Annotated in this window: 13 protein-coding genes; 4 read left to right on the plus strand and 9 right to left on the minus strand. The window is 40.3% G+C overall.

Annotation, left to right across the window (positions count from 1 at the left end; all coding sequences use genetic code 11):
- Positions 1-6 precede the first annotated feature (6 nt).
- From Q4Q47_RS19105 to Q4Q47_RS19115, 3 genes are read right to left on the minus strand one after another with little or no spacing between them, the layout of a single operon-like run.
- Positions 7-1,020: an XdhC family protein gene (locus Q4Q47_RS19105; RefSeq protein ID WP_303308240.1), complete on the minus strand. Its 1,014-nt coding sequence runs from the start codon at positions 1,018-1,020 to the stop codon at positions 7-9.
- Positions 1,021-1,030: 10 nt separating this feature from the next.
- A complete protein-coding gene (locus Q4Q47_RS19110; RefSeq protein WP_303308241.1) occupies positions 1,031-3,184 on the minus strand; it encodes a xanthine dehydrogenase family protein molybdopterin-binding subunit in 2,154 nt (717 codons plus the stop codon).
- Between the two features lie 22 nt (positions 3,185-3,206).
- Positions 3,207-3,668, minus strand: coding sequence for a (2Fe-2S)-binding protein (locus tag Q4Q47_RS19115; protein WP_303308242.1), 462 nt, complete (start codon positions 3,666-3,668; stop codon positions 3,207-3,209).
- Between the two features lie 187 nt (positions 3,669-3,855).
- On the opposite strand from Q4Q47_RS19115, the gene Q4Q47_RS19120 reads away from it, so the two are divergent.
- The 4 genes from Q4Q47_RS19120 (at position 3,856) to Q4Q47_RS19130 (ending at position 7,909) form a co-directional block, all read left to right on the plus strand.
- A complete protein-coding gene (locus tag Q4Q47_RS19120) occupies positions 3,856-4,998 on the plus strand; it encodes a sodium:calcium antiporter (protein WP_303308243.1) in 1,143 nt (380 codons plus the stop codon).
- Positions 4,999-5,766: 768 nt separating this feature from the next.
- Positions 5,767-6,051 carry a DUF6520 family protein gene (locus Q4Q47_RS23880; protein ID WP_408612147.1) on the plus strand — a complete coding sequence of 95 codons (285 nt, stop codon included), beginning with the start codon at positions 5,767-5,769 and terminating at the stop codon, positions 6,049-6,051.
- 285 nt (positions 6,052-6,336) lie between these two features.
- Positions 6,337-6,795: a MauE/DoxX family redox-associated membrane protein gene (locus Q4Q47_RS19125; RefSeq protein WP_303308244.1), complete on the plus strand. Its 459-nt coding sequence runs from the start codon at positions 6,337-6,339 to the stop codon at positions 6,793-6,795.
- Positions 6,785-7,909: a hypothetical protein gene (locus tag Q4Q47_RS19130; protein WP_303308245.1), complete on the plus strand. Its 1,125-nt coding sequence runs from the start codon at positions 6,785-6,787 to the stop codon at positions 7,907-7,909. Before Q4Q47_RS19125 ends, Q4Q47_RS19130 begins: the two co-directional genes overlap by 11 nt.
- A gap of 156 nt (positions 7,910-8,065) precedes the next feature.
- Here the strand turns inward: Q4Q47_RS19130 and Q4Q47_RS19135 are convergent, their stop codons facing one another.
- The 6 genes from Q4Q47_RS19135 to ccsA form a co-directional block, all read right to left on the minus strand.
- Complete coding sequence (locus tag Q4Q47_RS19135) at positions 8,066-9,394, minus strand: RagB/SusD family nutrient uptake outer membrane protein (protein ID WP_303308246.1); 1,329 nt, start codon at positions 9,392-9,394, stop codon at positions 8,066-8,068.
- A 117-nt stretch (positions 9,395-9,511) separates the two neighbouring features.
- The gene (locus Q4Q47_RS19140) at positions 9,512-12,682 is read right to left on the minus strand and encodes a SusC/RagA family TonB-linked outer membrane protein (RefSeq protein WP_303308247.1); all 3,171 of its coding nucleotides are present in this window, start codon (positions 12,680-12,682) and stop codon (positions 9,512-9,514) included.
- A 1,132-nt stretch (positions 12,683-13,814) separates the two neighbouring features.
- The gene (locus Q4Q47_RS19145) at positions 13,815-14,987 is read right to left on the minus strand and encodes a FecR family protein (RefSeq protein ID WP_303308248.1); all 1,173 of its coding nucleotides are present in this window, start codon (positions 14,985-14,987) and stop codon (positions 13,815-13,817) included.
- Positions 14,988-15,066: 79 nt separating this feature from the next.
- Positions 15,067-15,597: a sigma-70 family RNA polymerase sigma factor gene (locus Q4Q47_RS19150; protein WP_303308249.1), complete on the minus strand. Its 531-nt coding sequence runs from the start codon at positions 15,595-15,597 to the stop codon at positions 15,067-15,069.
- Positions 15,598-15,872: 275 nt separating this feature from the next.
- The gene (locus Q4Q47_RS19155; protein WP_303308250.1) at positions 15,873-17,153 is read right to left on the minus strand and encodes an alginate export family protein; all 1,281 of its coding nucleotides are present in this window, start codon (positions 17,151-17,153) and stop codon (positions 15,873-15,875) included.
- Positions 17,154-17,407: 254 nt separating this feature from the next.
- Entirely contained in the window at positions 17,408-20,551 is a 3,144-nt protein-coding gene (gene ccsA / locus Q4Q47_RS19160; RefSeq protein ID WP_303308251.1) for a cytochrome c biogenesis protein, read from the minus strand.
- Positions 20,552-20,604 lie beyond the last annotated feature (53 nt).

The following is a 20,604-nucleotide window of genomic DNA, read 5'->3' on the forward strand; positions in this document are numbered from 1 at the left end:
AGAATATTATGAATGAATCTTCCCCGTTTTTTTATTTAACGATATAGGGTCTCGTTTTCTGGACACTGCTAATATTTCAGATACAATTGAAACTGCAATTTCTTGAGGGGTTTCAGAACCAATATTAATGCCAGCAGGGCCATGAATACCATCTAAAAAGGCATCATCTGCATCTGGACAATATTCTATAAATTGAGACAATAAATCATCCCTTCGTTTTGAGGGGCCTAACAGTCCAATATAAACAGGATTGGTTTCTTTTAATTGAACTAAATACCTTAAATCATTGGCGAAATTATGGGTCATCAATACAATAGCTGTTTGATTATCAATAGATGACGTTTCCATATTTTCTGCCGATACAGCCTGAAAACTAATGGCACCCGGAAAATTCATAATTGATTTAGACTCTGATGAGCCAGAAATAATAACAACCTCCCAGCCTGTTAAAACTGCATATTTGCATAATTGTACGGCATCATGTTCTGCTCCTATAATAACAAGTTTAAAGCATGGTGGCATACTTTGTTTAAAAATTGATAAAGAGTCATCCACTTTTTGCTTGTTACTTTGTAATGAAAAAAGAGAATCTTTAACTTTTACCCAAGTGCCTGTTCCACAAATGGTGCCTTCTTTCTTATCGAAATATGACCAAATTTCGAATGAATTTCTTTCTTCCAGAGTACGAGAAAAAGCCTCTTTAAAAGCAAGATTTGGTTCAAACAATTCTATTAAAATATATAAAACACCTTCACAGCCCAATCTATATCTGCCATCATACGTCATTATTTTAGATTCCCCTGTCTTAAAAACAGATTCAGATTGTAACAAGATCTCTTTTTCTACGCACCCCCCACTCACAGCACCAATCATTTTACCATCTTCCAAAATAAGCATTCTCACACCTGGTTTTCTATAGGAAGAACCATCAAGTGCTACGACAGATGCCAAAACCGATTTAATTCCTTTTCTAGCAGCTATTTCAGCTTGATTAACTATGTCTTTAAATTCATGTGTCATAAACGAAGATTTACCCAACCACCTTTTCTAAATCCAAATTATTAATATATGGTTGTTTGGTTAATCTTTTTCCTGTGGCTTTATATATAGCATTTGCTACTGCAGCACCTACAGGAGGTAACGTTGGCTCACCTAAACCAGTTGGAGCTATGTTATTTTCAATAAAATGAACATCTACTTGGGGTGTCTGTCCCATTCTTATTAGTTGATAACTATTGAAATTATTAGATTGAGGAGCTCCATCTTTAAATGCTAACTCACTATACAGGGCATGACCTATGCCATCTATAACGCCTCCTTTTATTTGGTTTATAGCTCCTAATGGATTTACAACAATACCACAATCTACGGCACAGGTTACCTTTTTAACTATAGGATTTCCTTTTTCCATAACAATATCTGCTATTTCAGCAACATGGGTATTATGGCAATAATACACCGAAAACCCTTGATAAACGCCCGCTTCTGTTTTTCCCCAATTGGATTTATCAACCACCATTTTTATAACACCTTGTAAACGCTCAGGACTATATTCTATATTGGGTTCAGGATTATTTTTTACGTTTTCTAATAAATCTAAATGTAACTGAACACGATCAACTTCTAAAACCTCTGCTAGTTCATCAAAAAAGCTTTGTTCCGCACTTGCTAAAAAGTTAGTATATGGGGCTCTCCAAGCACCTGTCGTTATATTACTTTTATAATTAGCAGTGTCTACTTGATAATTTTCTAATGCTGCTGCTGGAAAGAAATTTGGAATCAGTCCATACATATTACCATTAATAGCTGCTTCTTTTAAATAATAACCCGTTAATTTCCCATCTTTAATTGATGCTGCTATTTTATATTTTGTTGCTGGTCTATACGTTCCTGCACACATATCATCTTCTCGGGAGAAAACTACTTTTACAGGTTTTTTTGCCAAATTTGAAACTTCTGCAGCTTCTAAAGCAAAGTCGCCATATAATCGTCTACCAAAGCCACCACCCATTCTGGTCATTTTTAAAGACACTTCACTAACCTCTCGTTCCAAAAGTTTTGCTACCCTATCTGCAGTCCATTTTGGAGTTTGGATAGGCCCAACCAGATTTATTTTCTCCTCAGTAACATGAGCAAAGAAATTCATGGGTTCCATACAGTTATGAGGTAAAAATGGTGACTCGTAAATGCGTTCTAAAACCTTATCAGCCTCTGCAAAGGCCTTTTTTACATCACCATCTTTTCTACGCGTATCAAACTTATTCCCATTTAATATCTTAAGCAATTCTGCATTATGAAATTCTGTACTTTCAGCTTTAGAATCTTGTTTCCATTTTGCTTTCAAAGCTTTCTTCCCTTTCATAGCTGTCCATGTATTGATTGCTAAAACCGCTATTTTATCTCCAAACTTAATAACATCAACAACACCACTAACATGTCTTGCATCTGTATCATCAAAAGACTCTAAAACTTGTCCAAAAGCTGGAGGTCTTAAAACCGATGCATATACCATACCTTCTTCTTTATAATCTAGACCAAACAATGGTTTTCCTGTAATAATTTCATCAATATCAACATTGCTTTTACCCTTACCAATAACGGTAAAATCTTTAGATTCTTTTAACTTAACATCTTCTGGAACTTCCAACAAAGCGGCTTCTTTTACAACATCTCCATAACCTAATTTCTCACCATTTGCATTTGTAATAATACCTTGTGATGCCTTGCAATCTGATGCTGAAACACCCCACTTTGCGGCGGCGGCATTTACTAACATTTGTTTTGCTGTAGCTCCTGTTTGCCTTAAAGGTTCCCAACTACTTCTTATTGATTGACTACCACCGGCTACTTGGCGTGTATAGTTTTCTGTATCAAGCTCTCCCTGCTTTACATACACATCATCCCAAGGCACATCTAATTCTTCTGCAATAAGCATCGGCATCGATGTTTTTACGCCTTGGCCAATTTCTGGGTTAGGTGAAAATATCGTGACTTTGCCTTCATTCGAAATTTTTATAAAGGCATTAAAGTCATTAAAATTTAACTGACTAATATCGATTGGTGGCTTTACATCCGATTTACAAGCCGTAAACAAGTTAAAGCTAATAAGCATGCCTCCACTTGCTAACGCTGAAGTTTTTAAGAATGATCTTCTACTAAATGTTTGTTGTCTTGAAAGATTCATTTTGTTTCTTATTTATTGAGGTTTAACTTATTTTTTCTGCAGCTACTTTTACTGCTTTTTCTATACTATTATATGACGCACAGCGACATATATTTCCATGCATAGCACTTCTTATTTCTGAATTACTTGGATTTGAATTTTGATTCAGAAATGCTGAAGCCGTCATTATTTGTCCAGATTGACAATAACCACATTGTGGTACATCAATGGCTTTCCAGGCTTGCTGTACAGGATGACTTCCGTCTTCTGAAAGCCCTTCAATAGTTGTAATACTCATACCTTCTGCCTGTGAAATTGGAAGTAAACAACTCCTCATAGCGTTGCCATCAACATGTACTGTACAGGCACCACATTGACCAATGCCACAACCATATTTAGTTCCTACTAAATCTATTTGATCTCTTAAAACCCAAAGTAAAGGCGTGTCTGCATCTGCCTCTACAGTATGCTTTTTATTATTAATTTTTAAATTGAAGGTTGACATATATTAAGTATTAAATTAGATGTATTCGTTTAAATGTAAAAAAAATAAAAGTCACTTTGAGCTATTACATCTGTTTTAACATTGTTTTAATAAATTACAGACTTTAGATTTTGAAAATTTAAAATGAGTTATAGTAGTCTATTTTCTTCTTTTAAATTTTTAGATTTGCCAAATACAAATACTACTTATGGCTATTATTTCTTCCTTGGGACTTATATTAATTACTTGTATCATAATTTGGAGAGCTTGCGATGGTTTTGAAATGGCTTCGAACTATTTAGGAAGGAATATGAAAGAAGGGATTAAAGGTGCTACTATCAATGCTATTGGAAGTAGTTTACCTGAATTATTTACCACGCTTTTTTTCTTATTTATATTAAAAGATAAAGATGGTTTTTCTGGTGGTATTGGTACCACAGCTGGAAGTGCCGTTTTTAATGCTATGATTATTCCTGCTGTTGTTATTTTAGTGGTTATAGGAAAGGGCATTTCTTCTAAAATTGAAATTTCCAGAAAGGTCATCATGCGTGATGGTATTTCATTAATCATTGCTGAACTGGCATTGATTTTTGTAATTACCGGCACTTCTTTAAACTGGATTCACGGACTTATTTTAATGGTACTATATTTTATTTATGTCGCTTATATGTTAATGAGTCAAGGAGTTGGTGATATAGAAAATGATTATGAAGACACAGCAGATGGCGGTAATAAAACCATTGCATTATTTAAAGGTGATTTGTCTACTGTGGTTTTGGGTGACTCCAAAATCAATAAAACGAAAGCGATTTTATTATTAGTGCTTTCTGTTTTTTTTATAGCCATTGCTTGCTTTTGGCTCGTTGAGGCTTGTGAACAATTTGGAACTGCTATTGGGATGCCTATTTACTTTGTTTCTGTAGTACTAGCCTCAGCTGCCACGAGTGTACCTGATACTATTATTTCATACAAAGACGCTATGAAGGGTAACTATGATGATGCGGTTGCTAATGCTCTGGGAAGTAACATATTTGACGTTTGTTTCGCACTCGGTTTTCCTTTATTTCTGTTTACACTTATTTATGGCCCTATAGAAATGAGCAGCAACACTATCGAAAATGTTGGACAATTACGTGTGCTACTTTTAATTTCAACCATAATAGTTTTTCTGATATTTGTTTTTTCGAAAAATGGCATCAAAAAACTTCATGCCAGATTATTACTACTACTATATGTTCTGTTTGTCGCTTATTCTGTTGGCAAAGGGGTGAGTTATGATATTCCAGTTATTAATGAAATATCCTATCTACTCTCTATGATATCGCATTGGTTTAGTTCTATTATAATCTAATGATATACTGGAGCTAGATTATGCTTAACTACTAGACGTAGCAATTTATTTGATTAAAAACTATAAATTATATTATATAATAAAACAACTATTTGGATTAACATCAATAGCTATGAAATTTCTCAAGTTTATCTTGAGTCTTCCGACTGCGCTCAGTGCAGAAATTCAGGGTGACAAGCACTTCATGACCAATTGCGAATAATCAATAATTTTTTCTCTTCATACATTTAAAAATTGATAAGATCTTCATTTTGGGTACCGTATCTTCATCAAAACCGAATCCTTTCAAATAAATAATTACTCTCATATCAAATAAACAATATCTCTCAGATAAAGTAAATAATCCCTCTCAGATAAGTTTTTATCCTTTAGAAGTAAGTTTTATTCTTTACGTTTGCGTCAAATGGTGATAAACCTTGGGGTAAACATATTCAAATAGACGAGCTGACCATACAGAATTGTACTACCATCAAAACCATAATCTCCATTGGTGTTTAATAATATCAAAATCGCGTTATTTAACTTTTGTGCCGACCTATAAGAAAAAATCAGTATAGTTCGAGCACTCTAGGTAAATTTACATACATGGTTTATTGGTATCAATTAAGTAGGAATTGTTTTAAAAATCATTATTAGCTTCAAAAGTATCCTTGGATTAGACTCACGAATAACAATTCGAGATAATAATTTACTGTACAGTCAGGAGTGAGACCGAAAACCTGAAAAAAAGAGTAGGTCAATAATTTTTAATTTTTAAATATCTATATTATGAAACGTCATTTTTTAAAAACAGTTTTGCCTGCTTTTGTCTTTATGCTGGCCATTGTAGCCTCTTTTTCCTTTAAACCTGCTCCAAATGAAGCAGTAAACGATGTATATATCCAGATGTTTCCTCCAGCATATTGTACCCTCTTATCGGGCCCACCGCCCACTGATTGTTCGATCAACAACTGGGGAGCGGAATGCACTACTCAGATTAACTTCATTAATTATGATTTATATTCCAGAGCCTGGGGACTTCTATGTCAGGATGTATACAGATTACCTTTGTAAAGTTTAATCATAAGAGGTTGTTGAAAAAGCAACCTCTTTTATTTGTATTATATACGTATCTACTATTAGACATGGTCTGAATATATGATACCTGTATGTAATAGTACATCATGATATCCTAAAAAGATTGACTAAGTTTGCTGGTAAAATTACCAAGAACTATTAAACCACCACCCTCTTAAACCACCACCCTCTTAAACCTTTACTATATAACCATTTACCCCTTAAAAACAAATTTCAACCCGTATATCATGTCGTTAATAAGTTATTTTCATTACAAATCTTATGAAAATCTACAATAAGCATAAAAATATTTTGTTGGAAATTATTTGTATGCTGTTTATACTGTTGTTTGTATATGCAGCTGTTAGCAAATTTTTAATTTTTGACGAATTTAAGATTCAAATAGGGCAATCCCCCGTTCTTACTGCTTACACAACTTGGGTCGCCTGGGGAGTACCTTTTATAGAGATCCTAATTTCATTGATGTTGGTCGTTCCAAGATTTAGGTTACCTGCCTTATATGCTGCCTTTACACTTATGGTCATGTTTACTACCTATATTTTTATCATTTTGAATTTTAGTGATTTTATTCCCTGTGCCTGTGGGGGTGTTTTGGAAAAATTGAGTTGGACCGAGCATTTAATATTTAATATCATCTTTGTTATTCTTGCCTTTATTGGGGTTATGATATTGAGCCCACAAAAGAATGACGATACTTCAAAATATGCATATGACACATAAAAAAACATATACCATCCTCTTTACTTGCATGATATGTGGTATAGGAGTGGTATCTTTATTATTTTTGCTTTCTGAGCATAAACTCCACCGAGACAATAGTTTTACACGCCGGTTTGCCGGCCATCCCGCAATAAAAGCTAAACAATTGGATCTGGCCTACAATTCGTATTATATTGCCGGCGCCGATCAAGGAAAGATCTATTTGGGGAATAGTATCTCGCCATTTCATTTGATAATTTTAGATACGGTACTTCAAAACAAAGAGACCATTCGTTTGACCTTAGACCAGGACAGTCTTCCTTATAAATCTATACAGCTTCGGGTCATCCCACCCTATTTCTTTCTTACGGATGGGGTTATGCCTTATATTTTTAGGGGCAATACGACCGATTGGAAAGCCCGGTCCGTCATGGATAAACCTGCCTATTTTTCACAAGTTGAACCCATAGATTCTGTTAGTTTGGTTATTAGAGGCTTAAGTGGCAAGACCAGAGAAAATGTCTTGGGCAAAATAAGCCTTTCAGAAATTACTAAGGTAGACCTCTCGCACGAACTGTTACAAAAACAGATCGATGGTATTTTTGATACCGATGGAGTGCTCCAATACAACCGACAATTACAAAAGTTAGTATATACCTATCGGTATCGGAACCAATTTATTGTTGCCGATACCAATCTCCAATTAAGTCATCTTGGAAAAACCATAGACACCATAAGCCGTGCTCAAATAGAAGTGGGAACCATAGCATCCAAAAATCAATTAAAAATGGCTGCGCCTCCCCTAACGGTAAATAAAAACAGTACAACCTATGGTGACTATCTTTTCGTAAACTCCAAACTGATAGGGAAATACGAACCTATACATATATGGGAACGGGCTTCTATTATTGATGTCTATAACCTTGTGGAAAACACTTACGAATTTAGCTTTTACATTTATGGTATCAAAAAGGACAAACTAAGATCATTTCGTGTGCTCCATGATAAATTTATCGGGCTCATTGGCAATCATATAGTGACATATCAACTCGACACGAATCTATTTAAGAATCTATTACCCCATTCAAAAGAGGACGTAGATTCCAAAATAATAGCACTTACAGATGGTTTTTAATAAAGAATTCATGAATCTTACGAATTAACGAAAACCTCAAGACAGAATCTTATACCTAATATGATCCCTTCTTTTATTTACTTTCATCCATTTAAAAATTGCGCTTGCAAGCTGTTGCCAGGGTTCTTTTGATGGGAGCCCTGCCCTTACCGGGGCCTAGTAGCCGTCGTTCTGCGGCAGCAGGTTCGGATTGAGCGCCAGCTCCGTGCCCGGGATAGGCAGCAGTACATGGGCGTCCTTCCAGTTGGGCTTGACGGGCCCCAGTACCCCGGCCGCTCTTCCCGTGCGCTTCAGGTCGAACCAGCGGTGCCCCTGTTCGGTGAACAGTTCGACGCGGCGCTCCTGCAGAACGGCGCCCAGCAGTCCATCCGGGGTAACGGCGGCCGTGCCCCCCAGGCCTGCCCGGTTCCTGACCGCGTTTATATCGGACCGTGCCCCGGGGAGGTCGCCCAGGCGTGCCCGCGACTCGGCACGGATCAAGTACTGTTCCGCCAGGCGCAGCTGCACCGAATACTCTACGGAACCATCGGTACGGCCCTGTTCCCTATATTTAAAGGCATGGTGCCAGGTTTCCGTACCTGTAGCATTCCCGACCGCTTTCACCCAGGTGGAACGCCGCTGGTCGCCGGGCTCGAATGCCTCGAACAGGAGATCGCTCATAGCTATGTTCACCGGAGGTGCAACGGTGAATATAAACTGGCCCCCCTCGCTGGTATTATCGCCTTCGCCGTTCGGTTTTAATTGCCAGATCGTTCCGGGGGCATCTTTCAGGAAGACCTTGCCCAGGTCAGGTTCCAGGGCCCCGAATTTAGCAATGACCCTATCGGCCATCGCTTCCGCCATGGTCCATTCCCCGGTATATAAGTAGGCACGCGCGAGCACCGCTTCTGCCACGGCGGCATAGGGGCGCACACGTTCCCCGCTGGCATCCTCACCGGGCAGCAGCTCCACGGCCGAGCCCAGGTCTGTTGTTATCTGATCGTAGACCAATGCCTTGGGCATGCGCCCCACGGCTTTGTTGGCCACATAGCTTGTGCCCGTAATATAGGGTATGTCCCCGAAAAGCTCTGCGAGCAACAGGTGCAGGTAGGATCTTACGAACAGGGCCTCTCCCCTGAACCGGTCCTTGTCCTCAGGGGCCAGGCTTGCCGAGCCCCCAACGCCCTCCATAATCGCATTGACCGTATAGATCTGGGTATAGGCACTGTTCCAAAAGTCCGCTACAATGGGGTCGTTAGGCCCCAGGGTATGGTTTTGGTAATTTTCCAGTGCTTTTCCCTGGCCGAGCCGGTAATAGTCCAGCTCGTCGGCATACAGCCCCATAGAGGTATTCAAGCCGTCACCGGATACCAGGCCGCTGGTGCGCATTTGGTAATAGACACCGCGGACCGCGGATGCCGTCATGGATGCATCCTCGAAAATCGATTCTGCCGGCAATTGGCTTTTTGGCAGATCTACCTCCACAAAATCCGTACAGGCTGCCAAGCACCCCGTTAAGATACTCAGGAGCAATAGGCGCCGTCCCCGGAAAGTTGACCTAAGGGGCCCTTGATATGGTATCGTTCTTCTGTATGTAAATTTCATAAGCATCTGTTTTTAACGTTAAAAGCCCAGTTCCAGTCCCAGGGTAAAGCGCCGCAATATGGGGAGCTCCGTCGCGCTAAAATGTTCCGGGTCTGCACTCAGGGACCTTGTAATGGTCAAGAGGTTCTGTCCTTGCAGATAGATCCTGGCATCCAGTCCGGAAATAGACCCTTTTGGGATGCTGTAGATCAAAGACACATTTCTCAACCGGATAAAGGAGGTATCGGTATACCGTGCACTACTATTGAGGTAATTGGGGAAAACAGTGATTGCCTCGGCGCCCTGGGCACTAAGACCTGTGGTATAGCGCTGTACCGGAACCTCGTCCCCTGCTTGCTGCCAACGGTCCAATACGGACGCGTGCTGGTTGGAAAGATCGCCGGGATAATTTGAATCATGGGATATATTGGGCCCTCTTTGTTTCTTGAACTGGAAAAAGACCTTCAGGCTCAGTGCTTTGTAATTAAAATTATTGCCCAGCCCCCCATGGAACCTTGGGGCCGTATCCTCGATCCATTGACGGTCTTCCGAGGAAGCGCCCGGATCGATCGCACCGTCTTTGTTATAGTCCTCAAACCGGTATACGCCCGTGTCCGGATCGACACCGGTCATATGGTACAGCTTTCGGATGCTCAGGGGCTGCCCTACCACGTACTGGTCTGCAAAGGTCGAGTGTTCCAGGCCATCAAATTTTACCAGCTTATTTTTGGGCACCGAGATATTGAAGGTCGTAGTCCATTTAAAATGGGCGCTTTTAAGGTTTACGGACCGAAAGTCTATTTCTAGGCCCGTATTTTCCACCGTAGCGTCAAAATTGGCATTTACGGAATTGAAACCCGTGGTGCCGGGCAAAGGGACCCCCAACAATTGGTTTGTGGAACGGTTCTTATACCATGCCGTTGTAAGCTGTACGCGATCGCCCAAAAGACCCAGTTCCAGGCCTACTTCGAACTTTTTGGTCTCTTCCCAGCCAAAGGCCGGATTGAACAGCCTGGAAGGCAGGAGTACCGATCCGTTATAGTTTCCGGTACTCGAAATCCCATAGGAATTATAAAAGCCGTAATCTCCTATATTATCACTGCCCGTAACTCCATAACTGGTACGGAGCTTCCCATAGCTCAAAAGCTCCTGGTCCTCCAAGAAAGCTTCCCTTGAAAAGATCCAGGCTGCTCCAACTGCTCCGAAATCGCCAAATTGCTTGCCCGGTCCAAACCGGCTGGAGCCATCCTGTCGTCCCGTGAGGTTCACAATATATTTCCCGGCCCATTTAAGGTTCAGTCTTCCAAATACGGCCTGGTAATTATATTTGGATTCCCGGTCTGTCCCTCCCGTGATTCTATTGGCTGCGGATATATCCAAAATCTGGTTGTTGTTCTCGAAGCCTTCTCCCAATATACTGACCTGCTTTGTTAGGCGTTGCTGGAACGTGGTCCCGACCAGGATATTAAGATCTGCATTGCCCCACTTCTTTTGCCACTCGACCTGTGGTTCCATATTCCAGGATTGGCGCGAGGCCCTATTGGTAAAGAGTGAAGACCCGGTAGCACTTGTATATTTAAAAACCGGGTTAAACATTGTATGTCGGGATGCCTTGTACTCGTCCTTGTGGTAATCCGTATAGCCCAGATTGGCCGTAAGTTCCAGACCCGGTACGGGACGGTAAGAGATCGCCGTACTCAACAGAAAGTTTTTGCTCTTTGCCCGGTACTCTCCCTCCAACAGCCTTAATGGATTATCTACTATACCCCAACCGTTCCAGTTCAGACCGCCGCGGCCATTGTAGAGTGCCGGGGCATTTGGTGCCAGCCTATAGGCTTCTTGCGTAAGCCGGCCAAGTGGGAGGCGGTTATCGTCAACGACATAGTTTGTCAGGACATTTACCCGAAAGCGCCCATCCTGCGATCGGTGGTTGATATTGCTCTGTACCGAGGCCTTTCCGTATTTTGAGTTTCCCGGAAATACCGTAGTCTCGTTCAGATAGCTGCCACTGAATAAAAACTGGGTCTGTTCGTTGCCTCCCGAAAAAGACAGCTGTCCCGTGTTTCGGTAAGCTGTGCCTCCTATAAGCTCCTTCTGCCAATCCGTATAGCGGCTTGGGTCCCATCCGAACAGGTCCGGCATGGCAAGTTGCAGGCTGGGGGGCGTTGTTCCAGGTGTGAACCCGCCATTGGTAAGCGCCTCCAATCGCATTTCTAAATATTGATCCGTATTCAACAGGTCTACAAAACGGGACACGCTTGCCAGCCCCGTGGTGGTATTGACCTTGATCTGGGTTTTCCCCGCCCGCCCCCTTTTGGTCGTGATAAGGACCACGCCATTGGCTCCGCGTGAACCATAGATAGCCGTGGCATCCGCATCCTTGAGGACCTCTATGCCCTCAACATCGGCAGGGTTGATCAAGCTCAGCGGGTTCTCTTCTGGCAGGACTGGGTTGACAAGGGGAAATGACAGTGATTCGGAACTATAGGGTACGCCGTCCAGGACATATAGAGGCTCTGTACCTGCATCTATAAAGTTCTTGCCCCGTATCTCTATTTTAAAACCGCCACCGGAAAGCCCGGTGCTTTGGACAATATTGACCCCGGGAATATAGCCGTTCATGGCTGCCAAAGGATTGGTTACCGGTTGTCTTTCTATGGTTTTGGCATCCAGCCTGTAAACGCTCCCCGGGTTCTCCTCTTGGGATCTTTTGTAGTAGTGCCCCACGATCTCTACGGCTTTCAATTCCTCAACGGCTTCTTTTAGCGATACATGGATGCTGCCCTGGTTGCCTATGGTGGTTTCCTGCGTTTCAAACCCTAGTGACGAGAATACCAGAACGTCCTCCGGATGGGCCGCAGCGATGGTAAACCGACCGTTCGAATCGGTGGGGGTCCCCTTGTTCGAGCCTTTTATTAAAACGGTGGCGCCGGATAAGGGCAGGCCTTCATGGTCCAGGACGGTACCGGTGAGGCTTCGCCCTTGGTTTTCGGGACCGCTCTCTTTGCCGCTGATACTGATGGTGTTCTTTGTTACGGTGATATTCAGGTCTTCGGTCGGAAGGATCAACTTTAGTAGCTTTTTAACGCGGAAAACCCCTTTTTCAAGGACTACCTTGGGATGGTCCTTGAACAGGTCTTGATGATAAATGAACGAGTAACCGGTCTGTGTATTGATTATATCGAATACCCTATCTACGGTTACCTCCATGGTCGAACCTATGTCGACCCTGGCATTTTGAGAGCTTGTGTGCTTTGGTATGAAACTGAACAATGTGGTACAGAACAACAGTATAAATGGACGCATAATAAATTTTGAGAGTGTTTTTTCTTAATAGTTAGTTTAATTTCCATAAATTTGGTTGTTTGTTGCCTGGTTGAAACTCTCAATCGGGTAACTAATATTAAAAAAAGAGGGATGTAGTCTTGTACCGTTCAAGTGTAAACCACGTTCCTCTTTTGCTTTTTTGGATCTGCCTTATTTTATTTCATCTAGAAATTCCATTGGTATAATCAAAAGGGAAAAGATGGTTCGGATTCCTTAATCTCTCTAACTTAATAAATCTAAAAACATTCTTGTTCCCTTTTTGAAATGACTTCTATATTTTATTTGCTTTTTAATGTGCCCTCTCGCGTTGGCCGGCCGGTTCGCCATAATGGCCCGCCCAATTATTTTTATGCGTTCCTGTTCTGCTGCTTCATATCTTTTTTAGTTTCCGGGGCCTGCTCACCCGTAGGTACTTGAAAAAATACAGGCCTTTTGTTAGATGGGCTGCTTCTTCGCTTTTATTTTTACCCTGTAAGATCTTTTCTCCTGAATTATTGTATATCCTTATGAGCTTTGATCCTGGAACGTCCTTGATGTGCACCATATACTCTACTTCATCTGGACATGCCGAGGCTTTTTGGGACCTGCCGCCTTCATTGGGCAGTCTTTGAAAAGAATCCAATGGCCGGTCACCGGGTCCGGTCGCCGGTGCCCTTACCGTAAAGGAAATGGCATCGGTGCGGTCTGGGCCAGCGGAGGCTAGATTTGGGGCTTTTCCTCCTACTGGGCCCGGGGACGGTTCGAGCCCGGAGCCTCCTGACAAGGTTACGGTCATGCCATCGATCGCTTCTGCGGTACCGTGGCCGTTATCGGTCGTACTCGTATCGAATTCAAATAGTGCTTGGCTGCTCATTTAGTTTAAAAACGGGGTTTATAGTGTAAATGGGATTATATCTGCTTTCATGGTCGGGGCTGATCTATTGCTGGCCCATGGTCTTGTTCTTTTTTGTTTGATTATTATGCAAGCCGTCGGCACGTCCTTTGAGTGCCCCGGGCCATCCTTGCCCTCTGTCCGCTACTTGATGGTCAATGTCTTTTCCTTTATGTGGTAGCCATTGATGATATTGGTGTTTTTAATTGATGTCATAACGTCCTCTATCGATAGGCCCTTGTTGAACGACCCCATGAACATTTCGTTTTCTATCACCTTGTTTTCGAATACCACTTCCATATCGTACCAACGGGAAAGGGTCTTCATGATATCCTTTAAGCTTTTGTTCCGGAAGCTGAACACGCCTTCTTTCCAGGAGACTTCTTTGTCCGTATCGACTCTTGCCATGGTCATTTTTTTATCTTGGGTATTCAGGTTTAATTGTTCGTTGGGTGCAAGAAGTTGTTTTTTATCCTGCTGGTTGACGGATACTTTGCCCTCCACCAGGGTGGTATAGATGTTTCCCTCCTCCTTATAGGCCTTGATATTGAACTCGGTCCCCAGGACTTCGACGTCCTGGAACTCATGGACCACCTTGAACTTCGCGCCGCCGTGCAATCTACTTGGCGACACATCGAAATAGGCCTCGCCATGGACAAGCTCTACCTGCCTCGTTTCTCCTTCGCCAAACGCCACGGGGTACTTCAGCCGGGTCTCGGAGTTCAGCCATATCCTGGTGCCGTCCGATAACCTTATCTGGAATTCGGCCCCTCGGGGGACGCTCAGCGTATTGTAGGCGGTCTCTCTTGGCGGCGTCGATCTTCCGCCTGCACGGTATTCTATCTCTTCGCCGTTGCTCGAGGCATTGCCCGATCGGTAGGTCCGCCCTTTTTCCAGGCTCACCCGGGAACCGTCGCCCAAGGTCAGGATCGCCCTGTCCGTGCCCGCTTCTATATGGTTGGCCGAAATGGCCGGCGTACCCTTCTGCGGTCCGCCGTTCTCGTCCAAAAGGAGCGCCATGACCAGAAACAGGGCCACGGATGCTGCCATCGCTCCGTACAGGTAGGCCTTTTTCCGTTTGGCATATCTTTGCCTTTCGCGGCCCAGGATAATATTTCGGGCTTTCTGCTTATCCAGTCTGTTTATAAGTCCTACGCGTTCTTCCCTCTTGTCCCTATCGGTAATATTAAAGAGTATGCGCTTTTTCTCCTCTTCGGTAAGCCCGTCGAGTCCTTCCAGGTCAACGGGGGCCTCGCCCATTAGCAACGAAGCGGCTATCTTCTCCGAAAGTGATCTGGTCTTACCTGGGCTCTCCATAAATCAAGGAATAATAAGGGTTCTATATTACTATAACGTAGAGGAGGGGAAATGGGGGGGGTGAAAGATCAAAAAAGTTTTATTTAATTTTTAAGTGGACTAAGATTTTCCGGAGCTTCCCATAGGCGATCTTCTTGTATTCCTTGACCGTATGCACGGATATGCCCATCTCCCCGGCTATTTCCCTGTTCGTGAGGCCTCCCATGCCAGACCTTATGACCTCCGCGCACTTATCGGGCAGCGACCCGATCGCTCTTTCCACGATCTCCGATGTGTTGGTCATGATCGTTTCCGATATAAAGTCGCTCTCCCCCTGCAGGGCCTCCAGGTCCTCCAACGGATAGGCCCTAACGTCCCTGGCACGCTTGCTCCGCAGGTGGTCGAGGGACCTGTTCCTTACAGCGGTATAGAACAGGCCGTCCGTCATCTCTTTGCCACGGAAGGAGGACCTCTCCTCCCATACCTTCAGAAAGACGCCCTGGACGATGTCCTCGCAAAGGCCCAGGTCGCGGACGTAACCATGGGCATAGAGGCACAGCGGATGGTACAGGCGCTCGAAGATCCCGTCAAATTCGTAGAGCGCCAGCTCGGGGGGCTTGTTTTTTCGCATCGGTTCGTTTAAAGAATAGGTTCTAAAGGACGGGGCCTTTCTAAACAAGGGACGCCTCCATAACTTCGGGGAGGTCTAAAGGACCCGTACCCGAACATGGATTGCCGGCACGCGACAGAGCACGCCGGCAGTCCATATTATCCTACAATTTTAAACAAATTTGAACAGGTAAAAAAATTTTATCTTTCAATAATGATTTATTTATTATTAAAATTATCTTAAACAAAAAAGAACCCTCTAAAAGAGGGTTCTTAAAAAGTAGTTAATCTCTTTATTTACTTAGTTCCATTTAAAAATTTAGGTTTTAGCACTAACATGACCCATCCCCAATTTTGTGTATCTGATGCTACACCTTCAGCAATACCTTTTAACTCATACATCCCATCAGATGGAAATAAGTGTGAATATCCAGCAACTAAAGCATAGCCTTTAAATTTCTTTTTGAATACTAAATCGATCTCTGTTCCTAACGACTTTTCTCCACTAGCTAACTCTTGCTCGCCACTAAAGTTTAGAGCTTTTACCATAAGACTAGAAGTGTCATTTAATTTAAAGTTTGCACTCACGTGAACATCAAATAAACCGATTGAATTTGCGTGATTCCCCACATAGAAGTAGTCCATAAATCCATTAAATTTATGATTGGTACCATATAATGGGAAAAACGCTCCTGTTTCTCCAGGGTCACCATCATTTCCGCTAATTATTTCAACACCTGCTCCCAAACCAACTTTATCAGAAGCTTTATATGATACATCTAAACCTAAAAGATACGCTCCTTTTACATCTACATCTCCTTGTCTTTTGCCTGTTTGTACAAATGCATTAGCTGCTATACCAAAGCTTCCTTCTTTATAGTCTAAATGAGTTCCTAAAGTTTGGAGGTTACTTACGCCATCAGGGTCATTACTGGTATCAAAATCCTGGAAACCGTTGTTCATTAATAATAAGCTACCTGTAAAGTTTTCCCAAGCTTGTTTTAAGTATAAGTATTGCATGGTTTTATATGAAAAGAACCCCGTTGTATTATATCCAGTTCCTGTTGATACGAAACCTGTTGGGTGCGAATAATCTTGATTGAATGCCAATCCAAAATCCAAAATAAACTTTTCTTTTTTGTATTTCAACAATGCAGCATCATGATTACGTCCTTGTTGTGCCCAATCTAATCCTCCCATAATTCTTTGGTCATCATAAGAGAGTACTTGACGTCCTAATTTAGTTGAAAACCCTTCTCCTAAATTAATTTCTGCCCAAGCTTGAAAAACTGCAAATGAATTATTCTGATCATAAGGTAAGATCTGTCTGTTTTCTCCCCAAACCATAATATCTTGCAAGCTCACAAACACTTTGTAAGTATCTGTTTTATATCCTGCATTTAAACGGACTCTCGTTGATATACCAAAACCTGCATCTGCATCATCAGCTATTAAGCTTCCAAATCCATTACGGTATTCTGTACGTGGCCTAAATTCGCCATCCAATGTAAACTGTGCTTGAATAAATTGTAAGCAACCTACCAACAATAATCCTAATATTACATACTGTTTTCTCATCTTTTATTATTTTTATATTTGATTGTTTTGAGTTTAATTTTATTGTTAAATTATACTTGTCAAATTTAAAAAGACAAAAACATCTTATTTATGATAAATCTCATGTTTTCGAGTCATTTCGTTGATTAATATTCTAAAAAAAGCCATTAAATGTTTTCTGTATTTATAGTTATAAAACTGCCTTACGAGTTTACAATTTGTTACAAAATCATCTCATTCTGTGACGTGCAGGCAATTTTATTCCCGTATTTTATCTAAACAGTTTGCCAACCTTTATTTCTAATAGCAGCTATAACTGCTACAACTATCATAAATATAGCTAGTACATAGACAAACGTTGGAATAGGTAGGGGATCTCCTGCTGCATAACTATGCAAACCGGACAGATAATAATTAACCCCAAAAGAAGTCATTATAATGGACCAAAAAGCAAACATACTGGCTACGTTAAGTACATATCTGTTATTTAATTTTGGAATAAAACGTAAATGTAAAACAATGGCATACACAATAATACTAATGAGCGCCCAAGTCTCTTTAGGATCCCACGCCCAATAACGACCCCAGGATTCGTTTGCCCAAACACCACCTAAAAAAGTACCCACAGCTAAAACAAACAAACCAATAGTCATGGCTATTTCATTAATATATGTAAGCTCTTTAATTTTAATTTCTATGATGTCCTTTGTCTTAAGCGTTTTAAAAATTGACAATAACAAAGCCATAAGTCCTAGAATAGCCGATAAGGCTAAAGGCGCATAACTACTTACGATGGTAGCTACATGAATTTTTAACCAATACGATTTTAATACAGGCATTAAATTGGTGATTTCCGGGCTTAGCCAATCTAAATAACTTACAAATAATAAAGCACCAGAAAACAAGGTGGATAAAGGAAGTGAAAAATCTGATTTTCTAAATGTAATCAACCCACACAACACTAATACCCAAGCTACAAAAATCAGCATTTCATAACCATTACTCCATGGTGCGTGTTGTGCAACATACCAACGTAAAAGAATATTTCCTGTAAAACATAAAAAGGAAATTAATGCCAAAATAATGAATGTATTATTTAAAATTTCTATCCATTTTTTCTTTGAAAACATTTTAACAATAGCCAAAATTAACAAGACAAAACCAAGTGTAAAAAACACCTGAAACAACCAAAAATTAATATTAGCCTTATTATACCATAATTCTGCCTCAATACGCTCTGGTGTTGGAATAACTTCGGCTCCAAGAACTTCCTGATACTTTTTTATATACAAGAGTTTTTCATGTGCCCTTCCATAGTTTTTTGTAGTTATATCTTTAAAATATGTTGAAACAATTGTTTTTGCAAATTGCGCATCTTCATCTGGAAAATCTCTAAAATGATGCGTATAACTAAACCATGTGTTATTTGAGTCATTTTTATTTGGGAAAATTTTCAGGTAATTACCTATAAAAACATTGTAAAGGATATTAAAACGTTCATCTATTTTTAAAACCTCTTTATCAAACTCATTACGTTCTGAAGGCTTTTTTTTATTAGCTTCTTCCACTTGATTGGTTAAAAGATAATCTCCTTTCTTATCTAACAAATTAGTGAATGCTATTAAATTATTTTTTCCTTTGGGAACACTTTCTAACAAAGTTCCTGTTTTTGTAAAATCTGCTTTTATAATTGGGACACGTTGCCATATTTGGGGCAACATATGCATCGCTAAAAAAGTTTGATTGGCATCAAACACTATTTTTTTATGAGCTAGAGGATATGTGAATTTAGATTTTCTGGAAATTTTTCTAAGAAACTCCGATGCTAATGTATTTATAGGCTTTATACGTCCGTCTAAATCCTGAACTAAGAGTCTTCCAAAAAAAGCTGCATGATCTTTATCTATTTCCTGATTTTCAATAGCTCTTTCAACGACTGTAGTTAATGAATCTGTTGGTGTTTGCGCTATTATACTGGTCAAACCAAAAAGGAGGAAACATGCAGTTATAACAGTTTTTTTCTTTAGCTGTTTTAGTTTTTTATTGATGAATTTAAAACGTGATGTTTTTCCGAAAAGCGTAAAAAACATACCTAACATCATTAACAAATAGCCTAAATAAGTAATGAAAGTCCCTAATCTGTCGTGGTTTACAGAAAGTACTGTTCCTTTTTCATCAGTATCATAACTAGCCTGAAAAAAACGATATCCTTTATAATCCAGTACGTTGTTCATAAAAATTCTAAATGGTGTTTTTGTATCGTTATCTATAATAGTGACTTCACTGGCATAGGCTGAAGGACTTGATGACCCCGGATATCTTTCTAATTGAAAATCATTTAATTGGATAGAAAAAGGGGTTTGAATGGCACCTGCTCCATAGGATAGAATAACTCTCGTGTCATTGATTTCTATATCATGATGTGTTGGTAAAAAGCCTTCTCTGTATAAAATATTTACAGGTTGTTCTTCTCCGTTAACAGATACATTTACAATTAAAGCGTCATCTTTAGCTTTATCATTGTCTTTAAGTTTCTCTGAAACACTTTTTAGTTGAAATTTTCCTTTTTTATGATAAACTAATGGTACAAAAGAAATATCGCCATCTCTATACAATGTTCTTAAAGTAATAGCTTGTAAACTGTCTTTAACAACTTTTCCTGCTTGTTGTGACGACATAATAAAAAAATCCAGATCGTGTGGTGTTTTAATACTAAATACACCATCTTTTTCTAAAATATTAATAATATCTTTTTTATTGGAGTTAAACCCAATTTCATGTTGGTGTTCTCCAATTTTTTCAATTTCTCCTTTTTTAAGATATACAGTATTTCTACCATTACCAACTGTTACAACCATTTCTAAAAGCGGTTCACCTAAAGTTTCATCATGAACAACCTCCGGAACAGCATCTGCAATAAAATTATTGTATGAAACAATAATTGGTTTATCGTTAAAGTTTGTTTTTAAAGTAAAATCATTATCGTGTATGGGTGAAAATGATAGCTTTTCTTTTATCGTTTTAGTATTTGTACCATCAGTTATTGTTGTGGTTAAAAAATTAGTATCTGAGATAATAATATTAGAAGATGTACCTTCTCTAATTCTCATAATTCCTCCGTAAGAAGCATATCTTGTAATAGCCGCTCCTAATATTATGATAATAAATGCAACATGAAATAATAAGGTCGCCCACTTTTCCTTTTGGAATAGCTTATATTTAAAAATATTAGCAAAAAAAGAAATAGCTAATCCCAGCAAAACGACTTCAAACCACCAGGCATCGTAAATAACTACCCATGCGGTTGCTGTACCAAAATCGTTTTCCACAAAAGTGGCACTAGCCATAGCAATTGCAAAAATTAAAAGCAATAACAATGCTAAACTTGAGGATGAAAAGAATTTATATAATTTTTGCATGAGGGTGTTTTAAAAGAAGAAAGATAACATTTGTGGTTTTAACCCTCAAATGT

Origin of the sequence: Flavivirga spongiicola (assembly GCF_030540825.1) — a bacterium.
GTDB classification, from domain to species: Bacteria; Bacteroidota; Bacteroidia; order Flavobacteriales; family Flavobacteriaceae; genus Flavivirga; species Flavivirga spongiicola.